At 39.8% G+C, this 18,240-nt stretch carries 21 protein-coding genes; 20 read left to right on the forward strand and 1 reads right to left on the reverse strand.

Annotation, left to right across the window (positions count from 1 at the left end; translation table 11 throughout):
* Positions 1-36 precede the first annotated feature (36 nt).
* The 18 genes from M9R32_RS01065 to M9R32_RS01150 all read left to right on the forward strand — a co-directional run bounded on the left by M9R32_RS01065 (position 37) and on the right by M9R32_RS01150 (position 16,053).
* Positions 37-825, forward strand: a complete 789-nt coding sequence (locus tag M9R32_RS01065; RefSeq protein ID WP_269924889.1) for a heptaprenyl diphosphate synthase component 1 — start codon at positions 37-39, stop codon at positions 823-825.
* A 7-nt stretch (positions 826-832) separates the two neighbouring features.
* Positions 833-1,534: a demethylmenaquinone methyltransferase gene (locus tag M9R32_RS01070; RefSeq protein WP_269924890.1), complete on the forward strand. Its 702-nt coding sequence runs from the start codon at positions 833-835 to the stop codon at positions 1,532-1,534.
* A gap of 22 nt (positions 1,535-1,556) precedes the next feature.
* On the forward strand, positions 1,557-2,531 hold the full coding sequence (hepT, locus tag M9R32_RS01075) for a heptaprenyl diphosphate synthase component II (RefSeq protein WP_269924891.1): 975 nt from the start codon (positions 1,557-1,559) through the stop codon (positions 2,529-2,531).
* Between the two features lie 105 nt (positions 2,532-2,636).
* Positions 2,637-3,083: a nucleoside-diphosphate kinase gene (gene ndk / locus M9R32_RS01080; RefSeq protein WP_016427415.1), complete on the forward strand. Its 447-nt coding sequence runs from the start codon at positions 2,637-2,639 to the stop codon at positions 3,081-3,083.
* Between the two features lie 482 nt (positions 3,084-3,565).
* On the forward strand, positions 3,566-4,747 hold the full coding sequence (gene aroC, locus M9R32_RS01085) for a chorismate synthase (RefSeq protein WP_269924892.1): 1,182 nt from the start codon (positions 3,566-3,568) through the stop codon (positions 4,745-4,747).
* Between the two features lie 3 nt (positions 4,748-4,750).
* The gene (gene aroB, locus M9R32_RS01090) at positions 4,751-5,851 is read left to right on the forward strand and encodes a 3-dehydroquinate synthase (protein WP_269924893.1); all 1,101 of its coding nucleotides are present in this window, start codon (positions 4,751-4,753) and stop codon (positions 5,849-5,851) included.
* A gap of 2 nt (positions 5,852-5,853) precedes the next feature.
* Positions 5,854-6,225, forward strand: a complete 372-nt coding sequence (aroH, locus tag M9R32_RS01095) for a chorismate mutase (RefSeq protein ID WP_269924894.1) — start codon at positions 5,854-5,856, stop codon at positions 6,223-6,225.
* Between the two features lie 20 nt (positions 6,226-6,245).
* On the forward strand, positions 6,246-7,346 hold the full coding sequence (gene hisC, locus M9R32_RS01100) for a histidinol-phosphate transaminase (RefSeq protein WP_269924895.1): 1,101 nt from the start codon (positions 6,246-6,248) through the stop codon (positions 7,344-7,346).
* Positions 7,343-8,443 (forward strand): prephenate dehydrogenase, encoded by a 1,101-nt coding sequence (locus M9R32_RS01105; protein ID WP_269924896.1) that lies wholly within the window; start codon positions 7,343-7,345, stop codon positions 8,441-8,443. The genes hisC and M9R32_RS01105 overlap by 4 nt, the downstream gene beginning before the upstream one ends.
* A gap of 342 nt (positions 8,444-8,785) precedes the next feature.
* Positions 8,786-10,096, forward strand: a complete 1,311-nt coding sequence (gene aroA / locus M9R32_RS01110; protein ID WP_269924897.1) for a 3-phosphoshikimate 1-carboxyvinyltransferase — start codon at positions 8,786-8,788, stop codon at positions 10,094-10,096.
* A gap of 71 nt (positions 10,097-10,167) precedes the next feature.
* Positions 10,168-11,427 carry a tetratricopeptide repeat protein gene (locus M9R32_RS01115; RefSeq protein WP_418936231.1) on the forward strand — a complete coding sequence of 420 codons (1,260 nt, stop codon included), beginning with the start codon at positions 10,168-10,170 and terminating at the stop codon, positions 11,425-11,427.
* A gap of 13 nt (positions 11,428-11,440) precedes the next feature.
* Positions 11,441-11,995, forward strand: coding sequence for a ReoY family proteolytic degradation factor (locus M9R32_RS01120; protein WP_016427407.1), 555 nt, complete (start codon positions 11,441-11,443; stop codon positions 11,993-11,995).
* A 47-nt stretch (positions 11,996-12,042) separates the two neighbouring features.
* Positions 12,043-12,498 carry a DUF2487 family protein gene (locus M9R32_RS01125; RefSeq protein ID WP_269924898.1) on the forward strand — a complete coding sequence of 152 codons (456 nt, stop codon included), beginning with the start codon at positions 12,043-12,045 and terminating at the stop codon, positions 12,496-12,498.
* A 152-nt stretch (positions 12,499-12,650) separates the two neighbouring features.
* Positions 12,651-13,154, forward strand: a complete 504-nt coding sequence (locus M9R32_RS01130; protein WP_269924899.1) for a QcrA and Rieske domain-containing protein — start codon at positions 12,651-12,653, stop codon at positions 13,152-13,154.
* Positions 13,155-13,174: 20 nt separating this feature from the next.
* Positions 13,175-13,849 carry a menaquinol-cytochrome c reductase cytochrome b subunit gene (gene qcrB, locus M9R32_RS01135; protein ID WP_269924900.1) on the forward strand — a complete coding sequence of 225 codons (675 nt, stop codon included), beginning with the start codon at positions 13,175-13,177 and terminating at the stop codon, positions 13,847-13,849.
* 40 nt (positions 13,850-13,889) lie between these two features.
* A complete protein-coding gene (locus tag M9R32_RS01140; RefSeq protein WP_269924901.1) occupies positions 13,890-14,651 on the forward strand; it encodes a menaquinol-cytochrome c reductase cytochrome b/c subunit in 762 nt (253 codons plus the stop codon).
* Positions 14,652-14,713: 62 nt separating this feature from the next.
* Positions 14,714-15,313 (forward strand): lipoprotein heptaprenylglyceryl N-acetyltransferase LhaT, encoded by a 600-nt coding sequence (gene lhaT / locus M9R32_RS01145; protein WP_269924902.1) that lies wholly within the window; start codon positions 14,714-14,716, stop codon positions 15,311-15,313.
* A 53-nt stretch (positions 15,314-15,366) separates the two neighbouring features.
* On the forward strand, positions 15,367-16,053 hold the full coding sequence (locus M9R32_RS01150; RefSeq protein ID WP_269924903.1) for a zinc metallopeptidase: 687 nt from the start codon (positions 15,367-15,369) through the stop codon (positions 16,051-16,053).
* A 68-nt stretch (positions 16,054-16,121) separates the two neighbouring features.
* On the opposite strand, the gene M9R32_RS01155 is transcribed toward M9R32_RS01150, so the two are convergent.
* The gene (locus M9R32_RS01155) at positions 16,122-16,991 is read right to left on the reverse strand and encodes a YitT family protein (RefSeq protein WP_269924904.1); all 870 of its coding nucleotides are present in this window, start codon (positions 16,989-16,991) and stop codon (positions 16,122-16,124) included.
* A gap of 108 nt (positions 16,992-17,099) precedes the next feature.
* On the opposite strand from M9R32_RS01155, the gene M9R32_RS01160 reads away from it, so the two are divergent.
* Together M9R32_RS01160 and dapB are read left to right on the forward strand one after the other, a co-directional pair.
* Positions 17,100-17,438 (forward strand): nucleotide pyrophosphohydrolase, encoded by a 339-nt coding sequence (locus M9R32_RS01160; RefSeq protein WP_269924905.1) that lies wholly within the window; start codon positions 17,100-17,102, stop codon positions 17,436-17,438.
* Positions 17,435-18,229 (forward strand): 4-hydroxy-tetrahydrodipicolinate reductase, encoded by a 795-nt coding sequence (dapB, locus tag M9R32_RS01165; RefSeq protein ID WP_269924906.1) that lies wholly within the window; start codon positions 17,435-17,437, stop codon positions 18,227-18,229. Before M9R32_RS01160 ends, dapB begins: the two co-directional genes overlap by 4 nt.
* The last annotated feature ends 11 nt before the right edge of the window (positions 18,230-18,240 follow it).

Raw genomic sequence — 18,240 nt, forward strand, 5'->3', positions numbered from 1 at the left:
ACGACACCGGCAATATAGCGAAATGGAGCACGTACGATGAACGAACAATTCATACAACAAACAATCGAACAATTCAGGTCGAAAATATTGATGTCTGTCCGTCATCGGACTCTTCGTATTCATGCGGGCGAACCGGATCTTCGCGAAGACCGATTATTTTTTTTGCTTCTCCCATATTTGAATGGGGAGCATTGGAATGATGAGCATGAACAGTCAGCTATTTCGGTTGCAGTCATTTATAGTGCATTAGCGGCACATGATCAGATTAAAGAATTAAATGCTTCTTCCAAAAGCCAGCAGTTAACTGTCCTGGCGGGAGATTACTATAGCGGTCTCTACTACCAAATGTTAGCCAGACTTTCCAATATTGATTTAATACGCTCATTATCAAATGGCATCATTGATATCAGTGAGAAAAAAGCTTCTGTGTATGACAATGTCAAACAGTCGTTCGAAAAGTGGATGGAAACAATTCAGACGATTGAAAGCTTATCCATTGAGCAGTTTCATGAACATTTTGAGTTTGTTGGCTATCATTCATTTGTACGCCGTGGATTATTAATTCGCCGACTCGAAAATGAACTGGAACTAGTCAAACTAGGGAAGAGCTCTCGCTTTCAAGAATCTTTAGCCGAAAGCGAAAATGAATATGATTTTTCACATCCATGGCTTGTCTTGTTAAACCGTGAGTTGGCTAATGAAAAAATTAAAATGATGGAAGACATTTCACAATCACATCTACTAAGTCATGCTGTCCGACAGTTTTTGGTAGATTTATACAATCTGCGATTGAATGAACAAGTGTCAGTCATGAGAGAAAGGTGACATAGGCATGACCAAAACAAAAGAACAGCGTGTTCATGAAGTTTTTGAAAAAATTTCAGGGAACTACGACAAGATGAATTCAGTCATTAGTTTTCAACAACATAAAAAATGGCGTGAAGACACGATGTCACGTATGAAGGTTGAACCAGGAAGTACCACTTTGGATGTCTGTTGCGGAACTGCCGATTGGACGATTTCAATGGGACAAGCTGTAGGTTCAAACGGAAAAGCCATAGGTCTGGATTTCAGTCAAAATATGTTGAATGTCGGAAAAGAAAAAGTAAAAGAATATCCTCAAATTGAGCTTGTGCATGGTAATGCAATGGACTTACCTTATCCTGATCATACCTTCGATTATGTAACGATTGGTTTTGGCTTGCGAAATGTACCGGACTATATGCAGGTCCTCAAAGAGATGCATCGTGTCCTCAAACCAGGCGGGATGTTTGTATGTCTTGAAACTTCGCAATCTGAGTTGCCTATATATAAGCAACTGTTTCGTTTTTACTTCAAGTATGTAATGCCGGTCTTCGGAAAGTTTTTCGCAAAAAGTTACAAAGAGTATTCCTGGTTACAGGAATCTGCGAAAGATTTCCCTGGAATGAAGGCTCTTGCAAAAATGCTTGAACAAGCTGGTTTCCAACAAGTGGAGTACAAGCCATATAGCGGCGGAGCAGCTGCAAGACATATTGGCATCAAAAAAGTTTAATTAGCGGGAGAAGGTTAATGTTGTGGAAAAGATGAAGTTGAAGATGCTCTATTCTGATATGCGTTCAGATTTAGATCTCATCGAAAAAGAATTGGAAATAGCGGTGAATTCGTCTTCAGACTTACTCAATGAAGCTTCTCTTCATTTATTACATGCGGGCGGAAAGCGAATTCGGCCCGTTTTTGTTTTGCTGGCAGCTAAATTTGGTCATTACCAAATTGAACTAATCAAGCATGTCGCCGTACCATTGGAGCTGATTCATATGGCATCATTAGTACATGATGATGTAATAGATGATTCAGAAATGAGACGGGGACAGCCAACGGTAAAAGCACAGTGGAATAATCGAGTCGCCATGTACACCGGCGATTTTATTTTTGCCCGTGCACTTGAATACATAACGAACATCCAAAATCCAAAAGCGCATCAAATTCTTTCATATACGATGGTTGAAATATGTGTAGGAGAAATCATCCAAATTGAAGATAAGTTCAAATTAGATCAACGACTTCAAGATTATTTCAGACGGATTAAAAGAAAAACTGCATTATTGATTGCGTCAAGTTGCCAACTTGGAGCAGTGGTATCAGGCGCCGATGAAAAAACCGCCAATCACTTAAAACGGTTTGGCTATTATGTTGGCATGTCATTTCAGATTATCGATGATATTTTGGATATTACCTCTACCGATAAAGAATTAGGCAAGCCTGCCGGATCTGATTTAATACAAGGTAATATCACCTTACCGATCTTGTTTTTAAAAGATTCGCCAGAATTCAGAGCCGATCTTGAGTATGCTCTAACAGGAAATATGACTGAAGATGAGCGACTGGCTCTTGTTAAACGAATTAGAGAATCGGACGCCATTGAGAAGTCCAAAGCAATCAGCAATCGTTATTTGCAGAAAGCATTAAAAGAAATCGATGCACTTCCAGCATCTCTAGCAAAAAAATCATTACGTGATATTGCACTATATATGGGCAAACGTAAATTTTAATAGGTTGAACAAACGAAGAGACAATGGTAATATTTTTTACGGTGGATAAAGTATCCATAACTATTTAGGGTTAAACTCTAAGTTATAATTGAAGGAGTGTTAATGATGGAAAGAACTTTCTTAATGGTAAAACCTGATGGCGTACAACGTAACCTAATCGGTGAAATCGTTGGTCGTTTCGAAAACAAAGGCTTCCAATTAGTTGGAGCAAAATTAATGCAAATTACACCTGAACTAGCTGGCGAACATTACGGCGAGCACAAAGAGCGTCCATTCTTCGGTGAATTAGTAGACTTCATTACTTCTGGGCCAGTTTTCGCAATGGTTTGGGAAGGCGAAAATGTAATTGCTACTTCTCGTTTATTAGTAGGTGCTACAAACCCTAAAGAATCTGCTCCAGGAACTATCCGTGGCGATTTCGCTGTAACAGTTGGCAAAAACATCATTCACGGTTCTGACTCTGCAGATAGCGCTGTTCGTGAAATCGGTTTATTCTTCAAAGAAGAAGAGCTAGTTTCTTATTCAAAAGACGCTAACAACTGGGTAAACTAATTAATTAAGCAGTCAAATGATTTTTCATTTGACTGCTTTTTTAAATTTAAGCCAATGTATCTTTGCGATATAATGGGGTTGTATAAAACACTAATTTATCTAGTCAATGTGAAAGAATACGGTTGATTAAGATAAATGGTGAGGAAGAGAGCAAACTAGTAGGGAATAGGACAGATGTTCAAAAAAACGAAAGTTGCTCCCAAATTTATATAGTTGCTCCAAAAACAGTGGAAGTTACTCCAATTTTGAATAAGTTGCTCCAAAGAGGACGCATTTTACTGAGCAAGACGCATCAGCGTCAACCAAGCAAGCTGCACAAATGGACGTTGGAAAATTTTATAGTTTATAATAAAAAATTGAAGTGAAATCGTCCGAATGAAATTTCGGACTTTTTTTAATCGGACAAATAACGGTGAAAATGAAAAAGGTTTGTGTTATAGTGTTACTTAAAATACTTTAGCGAGTTGAAGGGGGAAAGTGTTATGCGTTATTTAACAGCTGGAGAATCTCACGGTCCACAATTGACCGCCATTATAGAAGGATTACCTGCACAATTAACCATTACAGCAGAAATGATCAATAAAGACCTGAAAAGAAGACAGGGTGGACATGGTCGGGGAAGACGTATGCAAATTGAAACCGATACGGTTGATATTACATCAGGTGTGAGACACGGTAAGACATTAGGTTCACCAGTTGCGTTGGTAGTTACTAACGACGATTGGAAACATTGGACACACGTCATGGGAATTGAACCTTTAGAAGAAGGATTGAACCCTGAAGATATCAAACGTCAAATTACGCGTCCACGTCCAGGGCATGCGGATTTGGTTGGTGGCATGAAATATGGTCATACCGATTTAAGAAACGTACTGGAACGTTCTTCTGCAAGGGAGACAACCGTCCGTGTGGCAGTTGGCGCAGTGGCAAAGCAGTTATTAGCGGAAATGGGAATCAGCATCGTTTCACACGTAACCGAAATCGGTGGGGTTAAAGCAGATCCATCCACTTGGGAAGGTCTGACAGTTAAGCAAATTCGTGAAATCGTTGAAGCGGATCCGGTTTATTGCCTAGACCCTCAGGCATCAGCTTTAATGGTAAAAGCAATTGATGAAGCGAAAGAGAACGGTGACTCCATTGGTGGTGTTGTTGAAGTCATTGTGGAAGGAATGCCTGCAGGAATAGGTAGCTATGTACATTATGACCGAAAACTTGACGCTAAACTTGCTATGGCAGTCATGAGCATCAATGCGTTCAAGGGTGTGGAAGTTGGATTAGGGTTTGAAATGGCACGTAAACCTGGCAGTCAAGTGCATGATGAAATTGTATGGGACCAGGAACAGGGTTATACAAGATCAACAAATCGCTTGGGAGGATTGGAAGGTGGTATGTCTACCGGAATGCCAATCGTTGTTCGTGGTGTCATGAAGCCTATACCTACTCTGTATAAACCTTTGCAAAGTGTCGATATTTCTACAAAAGAACCTTTCAAAGCTAGTATTGAACGATCAGACAGTTGTGCAGTACCTGCTGCTTCTGTCGTGGCAGAACATGTAGTCGCATGGGAAATTGCCAATGCGATTTTAGAACAATTCCATAGTGACCAAATGCCACAACTTCTCAATTCAATTAATGAGCACCGAGCCTATACAAGGGAGTTCTAAATCATGAATACTATTTCAATCGAGACGGAAAGTAAGTCTTACAAGGTTCATGTGGGTTCAACCATTTTTGAATCTGCTTTAGCTTTGTATGAACAGCAAATTCGACAAGCAGATCATGCGGTGATTTTTGTAGACGAAGCAGTCGCCGCTTTGCATCTGGACAAATTGCTGAAGCCTCTCCAATCTTTTTTGGATACAGCAGTTCATGTATATAAGTTACCTTCTGGAGAATCCAGTAAATCTTTCGAGACCTTTCTGGCATGTCAGTCGTTCTTGCTAGTAAAAGGATGTACCAGAAAATCTATTCTGTTTGCATATGGCGGTGGAGCTTGCGGGGATGTCATTGGATTCGTAGCTTCTACATTTATGCGAGGTATTCCTTTTATTCAATGTCCCACGACTATTTTAGCTCATGATAGTGCAGTCGGAGGGAAAACGGCAATCAATCATCCGCAAGGGAAAAATATGATTGGGTCATTTTATCAGCCTGAAGCAGTCATTTTTGATACATCGACACTAACAACTTTACCTCATCAACAAGTTTTATCAGGTATGGCAGAAGTTATCAAACATGCTCTTATATCTGATGAGAGATGGTTGGAAGAATTGCTATCGTATCATTCCCTTGAAAGTATGACGGAAGAGCAAAAATTATCTTTTCTAGTCAAAGGCATTCAAGTAAAGGCTGAAATTGTGAAAGCGGATGAGTTTGAGCAGTCAGTAAGGAAATATCTTAATTTAGGTCACACATATGGACATGCGATCGAAGCTTCAGTTGGATATGGAAATATCACGCATGGGGAAGCTGTAGCAGTCGGGTTGGTTATTTCGCTTCAGCTAAGTGAAAGATTATTGTCTCTAAGAGAAGGCACTGCCAAGAAACTCTTCCATTCACTACACAAATTGGGCTATACATTTGAACCTGTGTTAACGCAGGAAATCGATCAGCTTATCCCTTATATGAAACGCGATAAGAAAGCATCTTTTGGAGAGCTTCACTTTGTATTACTAGAGAAGATAGGCAAACCTTGTATGAAGATTGTCCCTCTAGAAGAACTAGTGAAGGCACATGTGCAATTAAGACAATGGAGTAAGGAGGTATAAACATGATACGTGGTATTCGAGGAGCAACAACCGTAACAGAAGATTCCGCAGCTCAAGTTTTGGCGGAGACAGAAAAACTGGTGTTGGCTATGGCCAAAGAAAACGACGTAAAGCCTGAGGATGTTGCTTCAGTCGTCGTTTCAACGACAACTGATATAGCTTCTGCATTTCCAGCAAAAGCCGTGCGCAGCATTCCAGAATGGACATACGTCCCAGTTATGTGTACGCATGAAATGGATGTGCCTGGTGCCATGCCATTTTGCATACGGGTATTAATGCATGTCAATACCGAAAAATCACAACGCGAAATACTTCATGTATACTTGAACGATGCAGTTAAATTACGACCAGATTTACTAACAAACATTAAGTAAGAAGGTAGAGGCGATTGACGATGAAGTGGAAAAACCAATTAACAGGGATGAAACCATATCAACCAGGACGTTCCATCGATGAAGTGAAAAAGATGTATGGCTTAGATCATATAGTAAAGCTTGCTTCCAACGAAAACCCTTTTGGAACTTCTCCGAAAGTTAGTGAGTTCCTGGAAAACCAAGCGACAAATCATGCCATATATCCAGATGGATACGCAAGTAGTTTACGCCAGGCCTTAGCTGAAGCGTTAGGTGTGGAAGAACAGCAATTGTTATTTGGTAATGGCTCGGACGAAATTATCATGATGATTTCACGTGCTTTACTTCAACCCGGAGTCAACACCGTAATGGCTATCCCTACCTTCCCGCAATATCGACATAATGCTGTCATTGAAGGTGCAGAGGTCCGCGAAGTTCAACTGAAAGACGGAGCGCATAATATGGAAGAAATGACACGTCAAATTGATGATAATACTGCGGTGGTTTGGCTGTGTTCACCAAATAATCCGACCGGCATGCTGATTGGTCAGCAAAAGCTAGAACAATTTGTTCAAAAAATTTCAGAAGATGTACTCATCGTCATAGACGAAGCTTATTTCGAATACATAACTGACCCTACATATAAAAACTCCCTTGAACTTGTAAAAAAACACAGCAATGTCATTGTCTTACGAACTTTTTCTAAAGCGTATGGGCTCGCAGGTTTCCGAGTTGGTTATGCTGTAGCGCAAAAAGAATTGATTGCTCGTCTAGATCCGGTAAGAGAACCTTTCAACAACACTGTCATAAGCCAAGGAGCAGCATTGACTGCTTTACATGATTCATCATTCATCGAAAAATGTGTAATCGAAAATGAATCGGGAAAAAAACAATTCCAGGAGTATGCTACAAAACACAACCTTCATTTATATCCATCCCAAGGAAACTTTGTACTTCTCCAAGTAAAAGCTGACTCAGATACAGTATTTGAAGGGCTTCTGAAAAAAGGTTTTATTATTCGCAGCGGGAATGCACTTGGAACGCCGGGATATATCCGTATCACAATTGGCACGAGACAGCAAAATGAGGTATTCCTGCAGTCGTTGACAGAAGTATTAACTGAATTAGAGGTACTTGCATGACAACGCATGTTTTAATAGTTGGTCTGGGTTTAATAGGTGGATCATTGGCTTTGGCGATCCAAAAAAATCCGGAAGTGAAAGTGATGGGTTTTGATACCGACTTCCACACTGTTCGAAAAGCCAAAAAATTAGGCGTTATCAACGACATGGCCCTTAGCCTTAAAGATTCTGCTAAGATGGCAGATATCATTGTATTTGCTACTCCTGTTAATGCCACACTTCAATTGATGAATGAAGCCCAGCATTGGCAACTCAAAAAAGACGTCATTCTTTCTGATACGGGTAGTACAAAGAAAATCATCATGGAAAAAGCAAAATCACTTAAAAAACTAGGACTCACTTTTATTGGCGGGCATCCTATGGCCGGTTCACACAAAAGTGGAATTGAGGCAGCAAAGGCACATTTATTTGAAAATGCCTATTATATGGTTACTCCACTCGAGCACGAAGAGGAAGAGAAAATTCTTGTTCTGGAGAAGTTATTACTCCCGACAAAAGGGAAGATTCTCCGAGTAACTGCGTTGGAACATGATCATATGACAGCTGTAGTAAGCCATTTTCCTCATTTGGTTGCTGCATCCTTGGTCCACCAATTGTCCAGCGAGAATGAAGAATATCCATTCACTCGTCAACTCGCGGCAGGTGGATTCCGAGACATCACACGAATTGCGTCGTCGAATCCGGTTATGTGGAGAGACATCACACTTCAGAACCGAATCGAATTGGTCAACCAATTAACAAAATGGCAAAAAGAAATGGACACGGTAAAAACGCTGTTATTGCAGGCGGAACCATCAAATATTGAACATTACTTTTCGAGAGCTAAATATGTCAGAGATGAATTGCCGATTACGTCTCAAGGTGCGATGTATTCAGTATTTGATTTATACGTCGATGTACCTGATTACCCCGGTGTCATTTCAGAAGTCACAGGTATTCTTGCAAATCATCTAATCAGCATTACAAATTTGCGGATTGTTGAAACACGAGAAGATGTATTCGGAATTCTCGTCATCAGTTTCCAGACGCTCGAAGACCGCACAAAAGCAGCGAGCTGTATAGCAGAAGAAACAATTTATGAAACGTATATTTCTTAAACAAAAGCTCATTTAAACGATATTGTTGATTTTCTTTCCATGTGGACGCTTTCTATCATTATAGTAAACAGGGAAATAACTTTACTTACGATTTAGTGATATGGAGCATCATTGCGACGAGTAATCGCAGGAGCCAAAACAGTGAAGACTCCTGCGGGAAAAGCGAAGTGCTGAAATCCACTCGGACATTAAGTCCGAGTTAGTTCAGCGCAAGCCCGCGGAAAGCGTAGCTGTTTTGCGGAATATCAACAACATTTAACATAGCCTAATAAAAGAAATCGTCCTAATCACACAGAACAAATAAAACTGAAAATCCAATACGATTATAAGGATGTGAATGTATTGAAGGATTCCATAAAATTACAAGCAAATCAAGTAGCCCTCAACGGAACTTTAAAAGTACCTGGAGATAAATCGATTTCTCACCGTTCCATCATGTTTGGTGCTATGGCTAAAGGTAAAACAACGGTCGATGGCTTTTTACTTGGGGATGATTGTTTAAGTACGATTTCCTGTTTTCAAAAATTAGGGGTAGATATTGTCGTGGATGGTCATGAAGTCACCATCACGAGTGATGGGATGGAAAGCTGGAAAGAACCTGATGAAATATTAGATACAGGTAATTCCGGAACGACTACTCGTTTAATGCTTGGCATATTAGCTGGATCCAACATCCACAGCGTCCTCGTCGGAGATGAATCCATTGCGAAGCGACCAATGAAACGAGTAATCGAACCTTTAAGACAAATGGGTGCAAAAATCTCTGGGAGAAGTGGAGGACAGTTCACCCCACTTGCTGTGCAGGGAACCGATCTGAAAGCCATCGACTATACGATGCCCGTTGCAAGTGCGCAAGTTAAATCCGCCATTCTGCTTGCTGGTCTTCAAGCGACTGGAGTGACGATAATCCGTGAAAAAGAAGTGTCACGAGACCATACCGAGCGTATGTTGCGCCAATTTGGAGCTACCGTAAACTGTAAGGATGGAGTCATTCAACTTCAGGGAGGCCAGAAGCTTGCTGCAACGCATGTTGAGGTGCCTGGAGATATTTCCTCTGCTGCATTCTTTTTAGTGGCAGCAGCCATTGCTAAGGACAGTAGTATTCGTCTGGAGAAGGTCGGATTAAATCCAACACGTACCGGTATTATTGATGTTCTAAAGAATATGGGAGCCCAACTAGAAATTGAAGTTGAACCTGATACCGAGGATAAAGAACCTATTGGCAGTGTTTCGATTAAAACATCCGAGCTTCATGGCATTGAGATCGGCGGCGAATTAATCCCAAGATTAATTGATGAAATACCAATCATTGCATTGCTGGCAACACAAGCAAATGGTACGACAGTAATCAAAGATGCTGAGGAACTTAAAGTGAAAGAAACAGACCGTATAACAGCCGTAGTGGAGGAGTTGAAAAAGTTAGGTGCAGATATCGTAGCAACGGATGATGGGATGATTATCAACGGACCCGTCACTCTCACTGGAGGGGTTTTAAAATCTTACGGTGACCATCGCATCGGCATGATGGGTGCGATTGCTTCTGTCATTTCGACAGGTCCCATTGAAATTGAACAGGCTTCGTGTATTTCCGTATCTTATCCTAACTTCTTCGAACATTTGCGAAATGTGTCTACTTCTGAAACTCTCCGTTAAGCGGGGAGTTTTTTCTTGTGAATGGGGTAGTCCTGATGTAGCATATGGTATGAATAGAAAGAGAACGGGTGATGGAAATGGAAATAAGTCAACAATTTATTGAAGCGATTGAAGCTGGAGATTTACAGTCTGTTCAATCTTTAATTGAAACTTTACAGCTTTCAAGCGAACCAGACGCGCAATATGAGATTGCTAACATGCTTGTGCAAGCTGGATATTTAAAAGAAGGTGAGCAAGTTCTGGAGCATCTTCAGTTCTTGTTTCCTGAGGAAGCACAAATTAAGATTGACAGAGCACAGGTATTAATGGAAATTGACGAGGAAGATGAAGCTTTATTATTACTGACAAGCATCGAAGAGCATGAAGAAGAATATCCTCAAGCGTTGCTCAGTTTAGCTGATTATTATCAAATGCAAGGCTTTTACGAATCTGCAGAGCAAAAAATTAATCAAGCACTCTCAATTTTGCCTGGAGAACCTCTACTGATTTTTGCGAAAGCGGAACTTCTTTTGGAAACTGGAAAATATCTCGAAGCTGCACGCTTATATGAAAATCTGAAAAACGAAACGGATGAAATTGCCGGTATACGTTTATCTGAACGACTGGCTGAAGTATACAGTGCAGGAGCAGCATATGAGGATGCCATTCCTTTTTACGAAGAATCCCTAATCGATCATGTAACACCAGATTTACTTTTCGGTTATGCATATGCTGCATTCCAGGCAGGGCAGTATGATTTATCCGTACGTAAACTGAATGAAGTAAAAACACTGGATCCCGACTATTTCTCAGCACACTTATTGTTGTCACAAGCATATAGCATGCTAGAAGATCATGAGCAAGCCTATCAGGCAATTCTTGAAGGGTTAAGTCGTGATGAATATGATAAGGAATTGTACTTATTCGCCGGTAAGATGGCATTGAAGCTTGGGAAAGTGAGGGAAGCTGAACAACATCTGCGTCAGGCCATCGCACTGGACCCGGAATATATGGAAGCGACATTGACTCTTGTGTCCTATTTGCATAATGAAGAACGCGATCAAGACGTTATCGAACTGATTGAAATCATTTCACAAAATCAGGACGATTGGTCTGCTTTATACCCATTTGCAGCTGAAGCTTATGCGAAAGAAGAAAATTTTGAACGTGCATACGATTTTTATTCTTTGGCATATACTGATCATAAGGAAGATCCGTTGTTCATGGAAAAATACGTTTATTTTCTACTCGAAGAAGGAAAACGTGAAGAAGCTCTAGAAATAGGTAAACAATTAGTTCTTTTACAACCTCATGAAGAAAGATGGCAAGACCTGATTGAATCATTGTCGTGAAAGGAGGAGTAGTATGACCGCATCTGTTTCTGTGATGGAAAAGAAAGAATTTGTGCGTTGGTTTTTGAAACGATATCAAATGAAACGTCGTGAATGCGTATGGATCCTCAATTATTTATTAAGTCATGATGATTTACTCCAAAAAGTTCATTTTGTAGAAGAAGCACATTACTGCCCAAGAGCGATGGTTATGTCTGTTACAGAATCCAATGGCGTGCCGTTTCGCTTTTACAAAGGGAATTTGATGACTGCAGATGCAGAAAAATCATTTCACGACTTGCGTTTAAATCCAAATGAAGATATGTTTATTCAGTTAAATTTCCCGAATGTCCCACCAAGTTCAGAGTATTTGGCGGTACTGGAAGAAAACCCATTTATGCCGAAATATTTGCATATAAACGACAAAGATCGCCTTATTGCTGAAGAAGTGCTGAAAGTCAGCATGAATTCATTTAGAGAAGAGCATATATTGAAACAAATCGATGAAGCTTTGGACGCCAATGATAAAGAACGCTTTTTTGAATTGTCTAAATTGCTACAAGGGATGAAAGAATCATCCAAATCTTAACTTCATCGTATACACGATGAAGTTTTTTGTTGAGAGGAAATGAAGATATGTACTGGAATTCAAAAGATGTTAGTGTGTTTTTAGAACAGAAAGAGTTTGTTGACACGGCCGTGATTCCGTTATTGCTGATTGATGGACAAGCCAGTCAATTGAAACAAAATGCTTCAAGTGCTGAGTTTTTGATGGCACTTACCGCGTTTATCGAAAATCAATTTAAAGGCCGTGTAGTCCTTATGCCACCCATCACCTATACTAAAAAATCCAATTATCAGCAATTAGCAGAAGAATGGACGGAAACGTTAAGCGAGATGGGCTTCAAGCACTTGTTTTTTGTCTCAAGTGACATGGCATGGGGAACTGAAGCAAGTGAATTGAACGTGATTTATACCCCATCCATTCCCCTTGAAAATATGGACCAGAAATTACGTCAATCCGTACTGGATGATCAATTAAGACAAATAATTCCGGTATTTGCAAACCGCTGGGCAAAAAACGGACAATAAGCTTCAAGAAATGTTCACAAAGTACGTGTTCGCATCTATTGGAATATTGACCTCCGTTTTTTATTGAGCTATCATAGAACTGTCCTAGTTTTACTATTTTTTGTATAAGTATGTCCGTTGGACTGACCTTTAAAGTTAGAGGGGGGAAAAGGATGAGTAACAATCGTGTATCAAGACGTCAATTCCTAAACTACACATTAACTGGTGTTGGTGGGTTTATGGCTGCAGGTATGTTAATGCCGATGGTTCGTTTTGCAATCGATCCTGTATTGCAAAAAGCTGGTGGCGGAGACTTTGTACCAACTGATAAAAAAGTGGCAGATATCACTGATGTGCCGGAACGTGTCGACTTTGCATTTGAACAAGTAGATGCATGGTATACATCTGAAGTAACAAGCACTGCATGGGTTTACAAAAATGGTGACAAAATTATCGCGCTATCACCAGTCTGTAAACATTTAGGTTGTACGGTTAACTGGGCAGGTAGCCCGGATCACCCGGATCAATTCTTCTGTCCATGTCACGCTGGCCGTTATGAAAAGAACGGTAACAACGTTAAAGGTACACCACCTCTAGGTCCGTTGGACGAGTTTGAAGTACGTGAAAAAGATGGTCTTTTACAAATCGGTAAAACACGACCAAATACATTAGTTTAAAGTAAGGGGGTACGACGTCAGTGCTAAATAAGATTTATGATTGGGTGGATGAACGTCTGGATATTACTCCTATTTGGCGTGATATTGCAGATCATGAAGTTCCAGAGCACGTTAACCCTGCACATCATTTTTCTGCATTCGTTTATTGTTTTGGGGGCTTAACGTTCTTCATCACAGTAATTCAAATTCTTTCGGGTATGTTTTTAACAATGTACTATACACCGGATATTGAAAATGCATGGAAATCCGTTTACTACTTGCAAAATGAAGTAGCATTCGGTGAAATTGTGCGTGGTATGCATCACTGGGGAGCTTCACTTGTAATCGTGATGATTTTCCTTCATACATTACGCGTATTCTTTACAGGTTCTTATAAGAAACCTCGTGAATTGAACTGGGTAGTAGGCGTTTTGATTTTAGGCGTCATGTTAGGTTTAGGATTCACTGGTTATCTACTTCCTTGGGACATGAAAGCGTTGTTTGCAACGAAAGTAGGTATTGAAATTGCTGCATCCGTACCATTTGTCGGCGGCGCAATTAAAACCTTGTTAGCGGGAGATGAAACAATTCTCGGCGCACAAACATTAACACGATTCTTTGCGATTCATGTATTCTTCTTACCAGCTGCTTTGCTTGGGTTGCTTGCAGCACACTTTATCATGATTCGTAAACAAGGTATTTCAGGACCGTTGTAAGATACAGCGTCTTTGATGATTTCTAAAAGGAGGGGACAATATGCATCGCGGAAAAGGGATGAAATTTGTCGGGGATTCTCGTGTACCTGTTAATCGCAAACCGAATATTCCAAAAGACTATTCCGAGTATCCGGGTAAAACTGAAGCTTTCTGGCCAAACTTTTTATTGAAAGAATGGTTGGTTGGTTCCGTTTTCTTAATTGGTTATTTAATCTTGACTGTTGCACATCCATCACCACTTGAACGCCAAGCGGATCCAACAGATACAGGTTACATACCGTTACCGGACTGGTATTTCTTGTTCTTATATCAATTGTTAAAATATGAATTTGCTTCTGGTCCTTACAATGTTATCGGAGCAATCATTATTCCAGGACTTGCGTTTGGTGCCCTATTACTTGCACCATTCTTGGACAAAGGTCCAGAACGTCGTCCATTTAAACGTCCATTACCAACAGCATTTATGTTACTTGCATTGGCATCAATGATTTTCCTTACTTGGGAATCAGTGGTTAACCATGACTGGGAAGCAGCAAAAGCTCAAGGTGAAATTCGTGAAGAAGCACAATTCGACACAGAAGCAGAAGGGTATAAAATTTACTCTGAAGCATCTTGTATCGGCTGTCACGGTAATGCATTCGAAGGTGGCCTTGGTCCATCTTTAGCAACTACTGATAAAACAGCTGAAGAAATTATGGAAATCGCGAAAAATGGTGTTGGAACAATGCCAGCAGGTACATTTAAAGGTACTGATGAAGAATTAAAAGAGTTAGCTACATTCATTGATGAGTTAACACCATAATAGATTTTGAAAAGAGAGTCAGGAAACTGACTCTTTTTTTGTACATAAAGGAGTCGTAAGAAGTGCATACTGTACTCACTCAAATTAAATTCATATTATTTCATAAATCGTTTATGTGGTTGCTACTAGTTGTGAATATTTTAGGTACTGCGTATGGCTATTATTGGTATAAGTGGCAACTTGAAATAACAAAACCTATCTATTTAATTTTTGTTCCTGATAGTCCAACGGCAAGTTTATTCTTCTCAATTGCTCTATTTGGATGGTTGATCAATCGACATTTTAAACTGATAGAAGCGCTGGCTCTAATTACATTAGTAAAATATGGGCTGTGGGCAGTTGTCATGAACATCTGGACTCAGTTTGAAGGCAGCCCGATCGGTATCGTTGGATGGATGCTTATTGCAAGTCATTTTGCTATGGCAGTTCAAGCTGTGCTATATATTCCTTTTTATAAATTTAAATGGATACATATGTTAATTGCTGCCATTTGGACATTGCATAATGACGTGATTGACTATGTATTTGGACAAATGCCGATTTATCGCAGCTTAAGCGAACATTACCAAACAATTGGGTACTTTACATTCTGGCTGTCGATTGCTTGTATCTTATTAGCGATTAAGGTCATCAAATCGTCACCAATTCAGCAGTCTAAATAGTTGCTCAATTATGTCCGGGCAGATAAAATAAGTGGTAGATAGAAAATAGGGGGATGATCCGTTTGGGTTTTTTGGTGTATTTTGCCGTATTGTTGTTGTTGCCATTGTACGCGCAATTTAAAGTGAAACGAACGTATAAAAAATACTCAAAAGTACGTTCAACTTCTGGGATGACAGGTGCTCAGGTAGCACGTTTAATTTTAGATCAAAATGGTTTGCAAGATGTAAAAGTGGTAGAAAGTCACGGTTACTTGAGCGATCATTATAATCCGATGACGAAAATTGTTGCATTATCTTCGCACAACTATCATGAAGCTTCGGTCGCAGGAACTGCAATTGCAGCACATGAGGTAGGTCATGCGATTCAACACAAAGAAGCATATTCATTTTTGAAATTCCGTCATATGTTAGTACCGGTTGCAAACATTTCATCAAACGCATCTTGGATTTTCGTAATGATCGGGATTTTTGCAAGTATGTCCAACATGTTATTACTAGGTATCGTTTTATTAGCAGTTGGCGTGTTATTCCAAATTGTCACATTACCAGTCGAGTTTAATGCTTCTAGCCGTGCTATGACACAAATTGTTTCTCATGGAGTTATTCGTAACGAAGAAGAAACACACGCTCGTAAAGTATTAAATGCTGCTGCCATGACGTATGTTGCTGCAGCTGCAGTAGGTGTTCTTGAATTACTGCGTTTAGTATTAATTTATACAGGCATGAGCCGAGACGAATAGAAACAAAAAAAACTCACGTGCATGAATGACATGCTACGTGAGTTTTTTCGTTCAGACACCTTGTTTGCTTAATCCAGAGGACGTTTTTGTTCATCCAGTGTAAAACCTTCTCCCATGACGTCATGTACTTCTGTCATGGAAACAAATGCATGAGGATCAATAGATGTGATGATATTTTTTAATCGAACAATTTCATTTTTTCCTACTACACAGTACAATACTTCACGGTCCGATTTAGTAAAATGCCCAAAACCTTTTAAAACAGTAACACCGCGGTCCATATCGCTGGCGATTCGGTCAGCAATTTCATTTTGGAATTCCGAAATAATAAATGCACCACGGGCAGCATACGCACCTTCCTGAACGAAGTCGATTACCCTCGCACCTATAAAGACGGCTACTAATGTATACATCATGGAACGCGAATCCAAGAAAGTTAACCAGGATAGAAGAATGACAGCTGCATCAAACATGAACATTGTTTTCCCCATGCTCCAGCCCACATATTTATGCGCAAGCCTCGCAATGATATCCACGCCACCAGTAGTACCACCATATCTAAAAATGATACCTAGCCCCACTCCGACAAAAACGCCTGCAAAAAGGGCGGCTAGAAACAAATCATCTTGTATATGAATATTGATTTCGTAAATCTGGAATATCTTTAAAAATATCGAAACTGAAACTGTTCCTATGATTGTATAAACAAATACTTTTTGTCCCAAAAGACGCCAACCCAGAATAAACATTGGGATATTAAGGAGTAAATTCATTAAAGCAGGATCAAGATTAAATACGAAAAATAAAATTAAGGTGATTCCGCTAAATCCACCCTCACCAAGTTCATTTTGAATGTTAAAATGAACAAAACCAAAACTGAAAATTGCTGCACCCAACATAATGAAAAATATATTTTTAAATTTAATGCCTTTAAGCATTGAAACACCCCATTTTCTGAAAAAGAATCCTAAGTTATTATCATTCATTTTCAGTATTTTGACAACATCATTCCTTATTATTAGGATAAGAATAGGAGTGTGAAAAGAATGACATCTGAGAAAACGATTCAAACTTTACAAAAAGAAGTTGATGATTATATTGGACAATTTAAAGAAGGCTATTTTCCGCCATTTGAAATGCTTGCACGTATGACCGAAGAACTCGGGGAATTAGCCAGGGAAGTTCAACATGTACATGGTATTAAGAAGAAAAAATCAACAGAAGCAAAAAAGAGCATGGAAGAAGAATTAGGTGATTTGCTATTTGTTCTCATCTGTTTTGCAAATGCTGAGAAAATAGATATACAACGGGCACATGATCGCGTGATGGATAAATTCAATTCTAGAGATAAACATCGCTGGACGTTAAAGGAGGAACAGTCATGATTCGAGTGGCAATAGGTGGACCACGTGGCAAAATGGGACAAGAAGCTGTACATACAGTCATGAATAATGAGAACATGGAACTAGTGGCAGTTCTTGATCACAAAGAAATTGGAGATCTTTTGAGTGAGTCACCTGAGTTCCCTGCAAGCTATGATGTACCAGTGTTTCTGGATCTGGAAAGTCTGATTTCTTCAATTAAACCCGATGTGTTCGTCGACTTGACGACCCCACATCAAGTTTTTGAACACACGATGATGTGTTTGCAAAATGCTGTAAGACCAGTAATCGGCACAACTGGATTTAGCGAAGCACAATTGGAGCTCTGCTCAAAGATTGCCAAAGATAACGAACTTGGTTGTATTGTTGCACCAAACTTTGCGATCGGAGCTGTATTGATGATGAAATTTGCAGCTATGGCTGCCGCGTATTTTCCGGATGTTGAAATTATCGAGATGCATCATGATCAAAAACTTGATGCCCCATCAGGAACTGCATATAAAACAGCTCAAATGATAGCTGAAGTACGCCCATCCCATAAACAAGGTCATCCAACAGAAGAAGAGACCTTGCCAGGTGCACGAGGCGCATCTTATGATGGTATCCCAATACATAGTGTAAGACTGCCTGGACTGGTTGCTCACCAACAAGTAATGTTTGGTGGAGAAGGGCAGTTGTTCACATTGAGGCATGATTCTTTCAATCGACAATCTTTCATGTCAGGTGTGACGTTTTCAATAAATCAGGTGATGGATTTAAAAGAGCTTGTGTACGGACTCGAAAACATTTTATAAATGATAGGATG

The sequence above is a fragment of the Paenisporosarcina quisquiliarum genome, from assembly GCF_027563315.1.
Lineage (GTDB): Bacteria > Bacillota > Bacilli > Bacillales_A > Planococcaceae > Paenisporosarcina > Paenisporosarcina quisquiliarum.

Coding starts and splice junctions, on each gene's coding strand:
- M9R32_RS01070 (WP_269924890.1), top strand. CDS start 833: ATGACCAAAACAAAAGAACAGCGTGTTCATGAAGTTTTTGAAAAAATT.
- M9R32_RS01155 (WP_269924904.1), bottom strand. CDS start 16,991: ATGCTTAAAGGCATTAAATTTAAAAATATATTTTTCATTATGTTGGGT.
- dapB (WP_269924906.1), top strand. CDS start 17,435: ATGATTCGAGTGGCAATAGGTGGACCACGTGGCAAAATGGGACAAGAA.
- aroB (WP_269924893.1), top strand. CDS start 4,751: ATGAATACTATTTCAATCGAGACGGAAAGTAAGTCTTACAAGGTTCAT.
- ndk (WP_016427415.1), top strand. CDS start 2,637: ATGGAAAGAACTTTCTTAATGGTAAAACCTGATGGCGTACAACGTAAC.
- M9R32_RS01160 (WP_269924905.1), top strand. CDS start 17,100: ATGACATCTGAGAAAACGATTCAAACTTTACAAAAAGAAGTTGATGAT.
- aroH (WP_269924894.1), top strand. CDS start 5,854: ATGATACGTGGTATTCGAGGAGCAACAACCGTAACAGAAGATTCCGCA.
- M9R32_RS01115 (WP_418936231.1), top strand. CDS start 10,168: ATGGAAATGGAAATAAGTCAACAATTTATTGAAGCGATTGAAGCTGGA.
- M9R32_RS01065 (WP_269924889.1), top strand. CDS start 37: ATGAACGAACAATTCATACAACAAACAATCGAACAATTCAGGTCGAAA.
- M9R32_RS01105 (WP_269924896.1), top strand. CDS start 7,343: ATGACAACGCATGTTTTAATAGTTGGTCTGGGTTTAATAGGTGGATCA.
- hisC (WP_269924895.1), top strand. CDS start 6,246: ATGAAGTGGAAAAACCAATTAACAGGGATGAAACCATATCAACCAGGA.
- aroC (WP_269924892.1), top strand. CDS start 3,566: ATGCGTTATTTAACAGCTGGAGAATCTCACGGTCCACAATTGACCGCC.
- M9R32_RS01130 (WP_269924899.1), top strand. CDS start 12,651: ATGAGTAACAATCGTGTATCAAGACGTCAATTCCTAAACTACACATTA.
- M9R32_RS01140 (WP_269924901.1), top strand. CDS start 13,890: ATGCATCGCGGAAAAGGGATGAAATTTGTCGGGGATTCTCGTGTACCT.
- M9R32_RS01125 (WP_269924898.1), top strand. CDS start 12,043: ATGTACTGGAATTCAAAAGATGTTAGTGTGTTTTTAGAACAGAAAGAG.
- M9R32_RS01150 (WP_269924903.1), top strand. CDS start 15,367: ATGATCCGTTTGGGTTTTTTGGTGTATTTTGCCGTATTGTTGTTGTTG.
- M9R32_RS01120 (WP_016427407.1), top strand. CDS start 11,441: ATGACCGCATCTGTTTCTGTGATGGAAAAGAAAGAATTTGTGCGTTGG.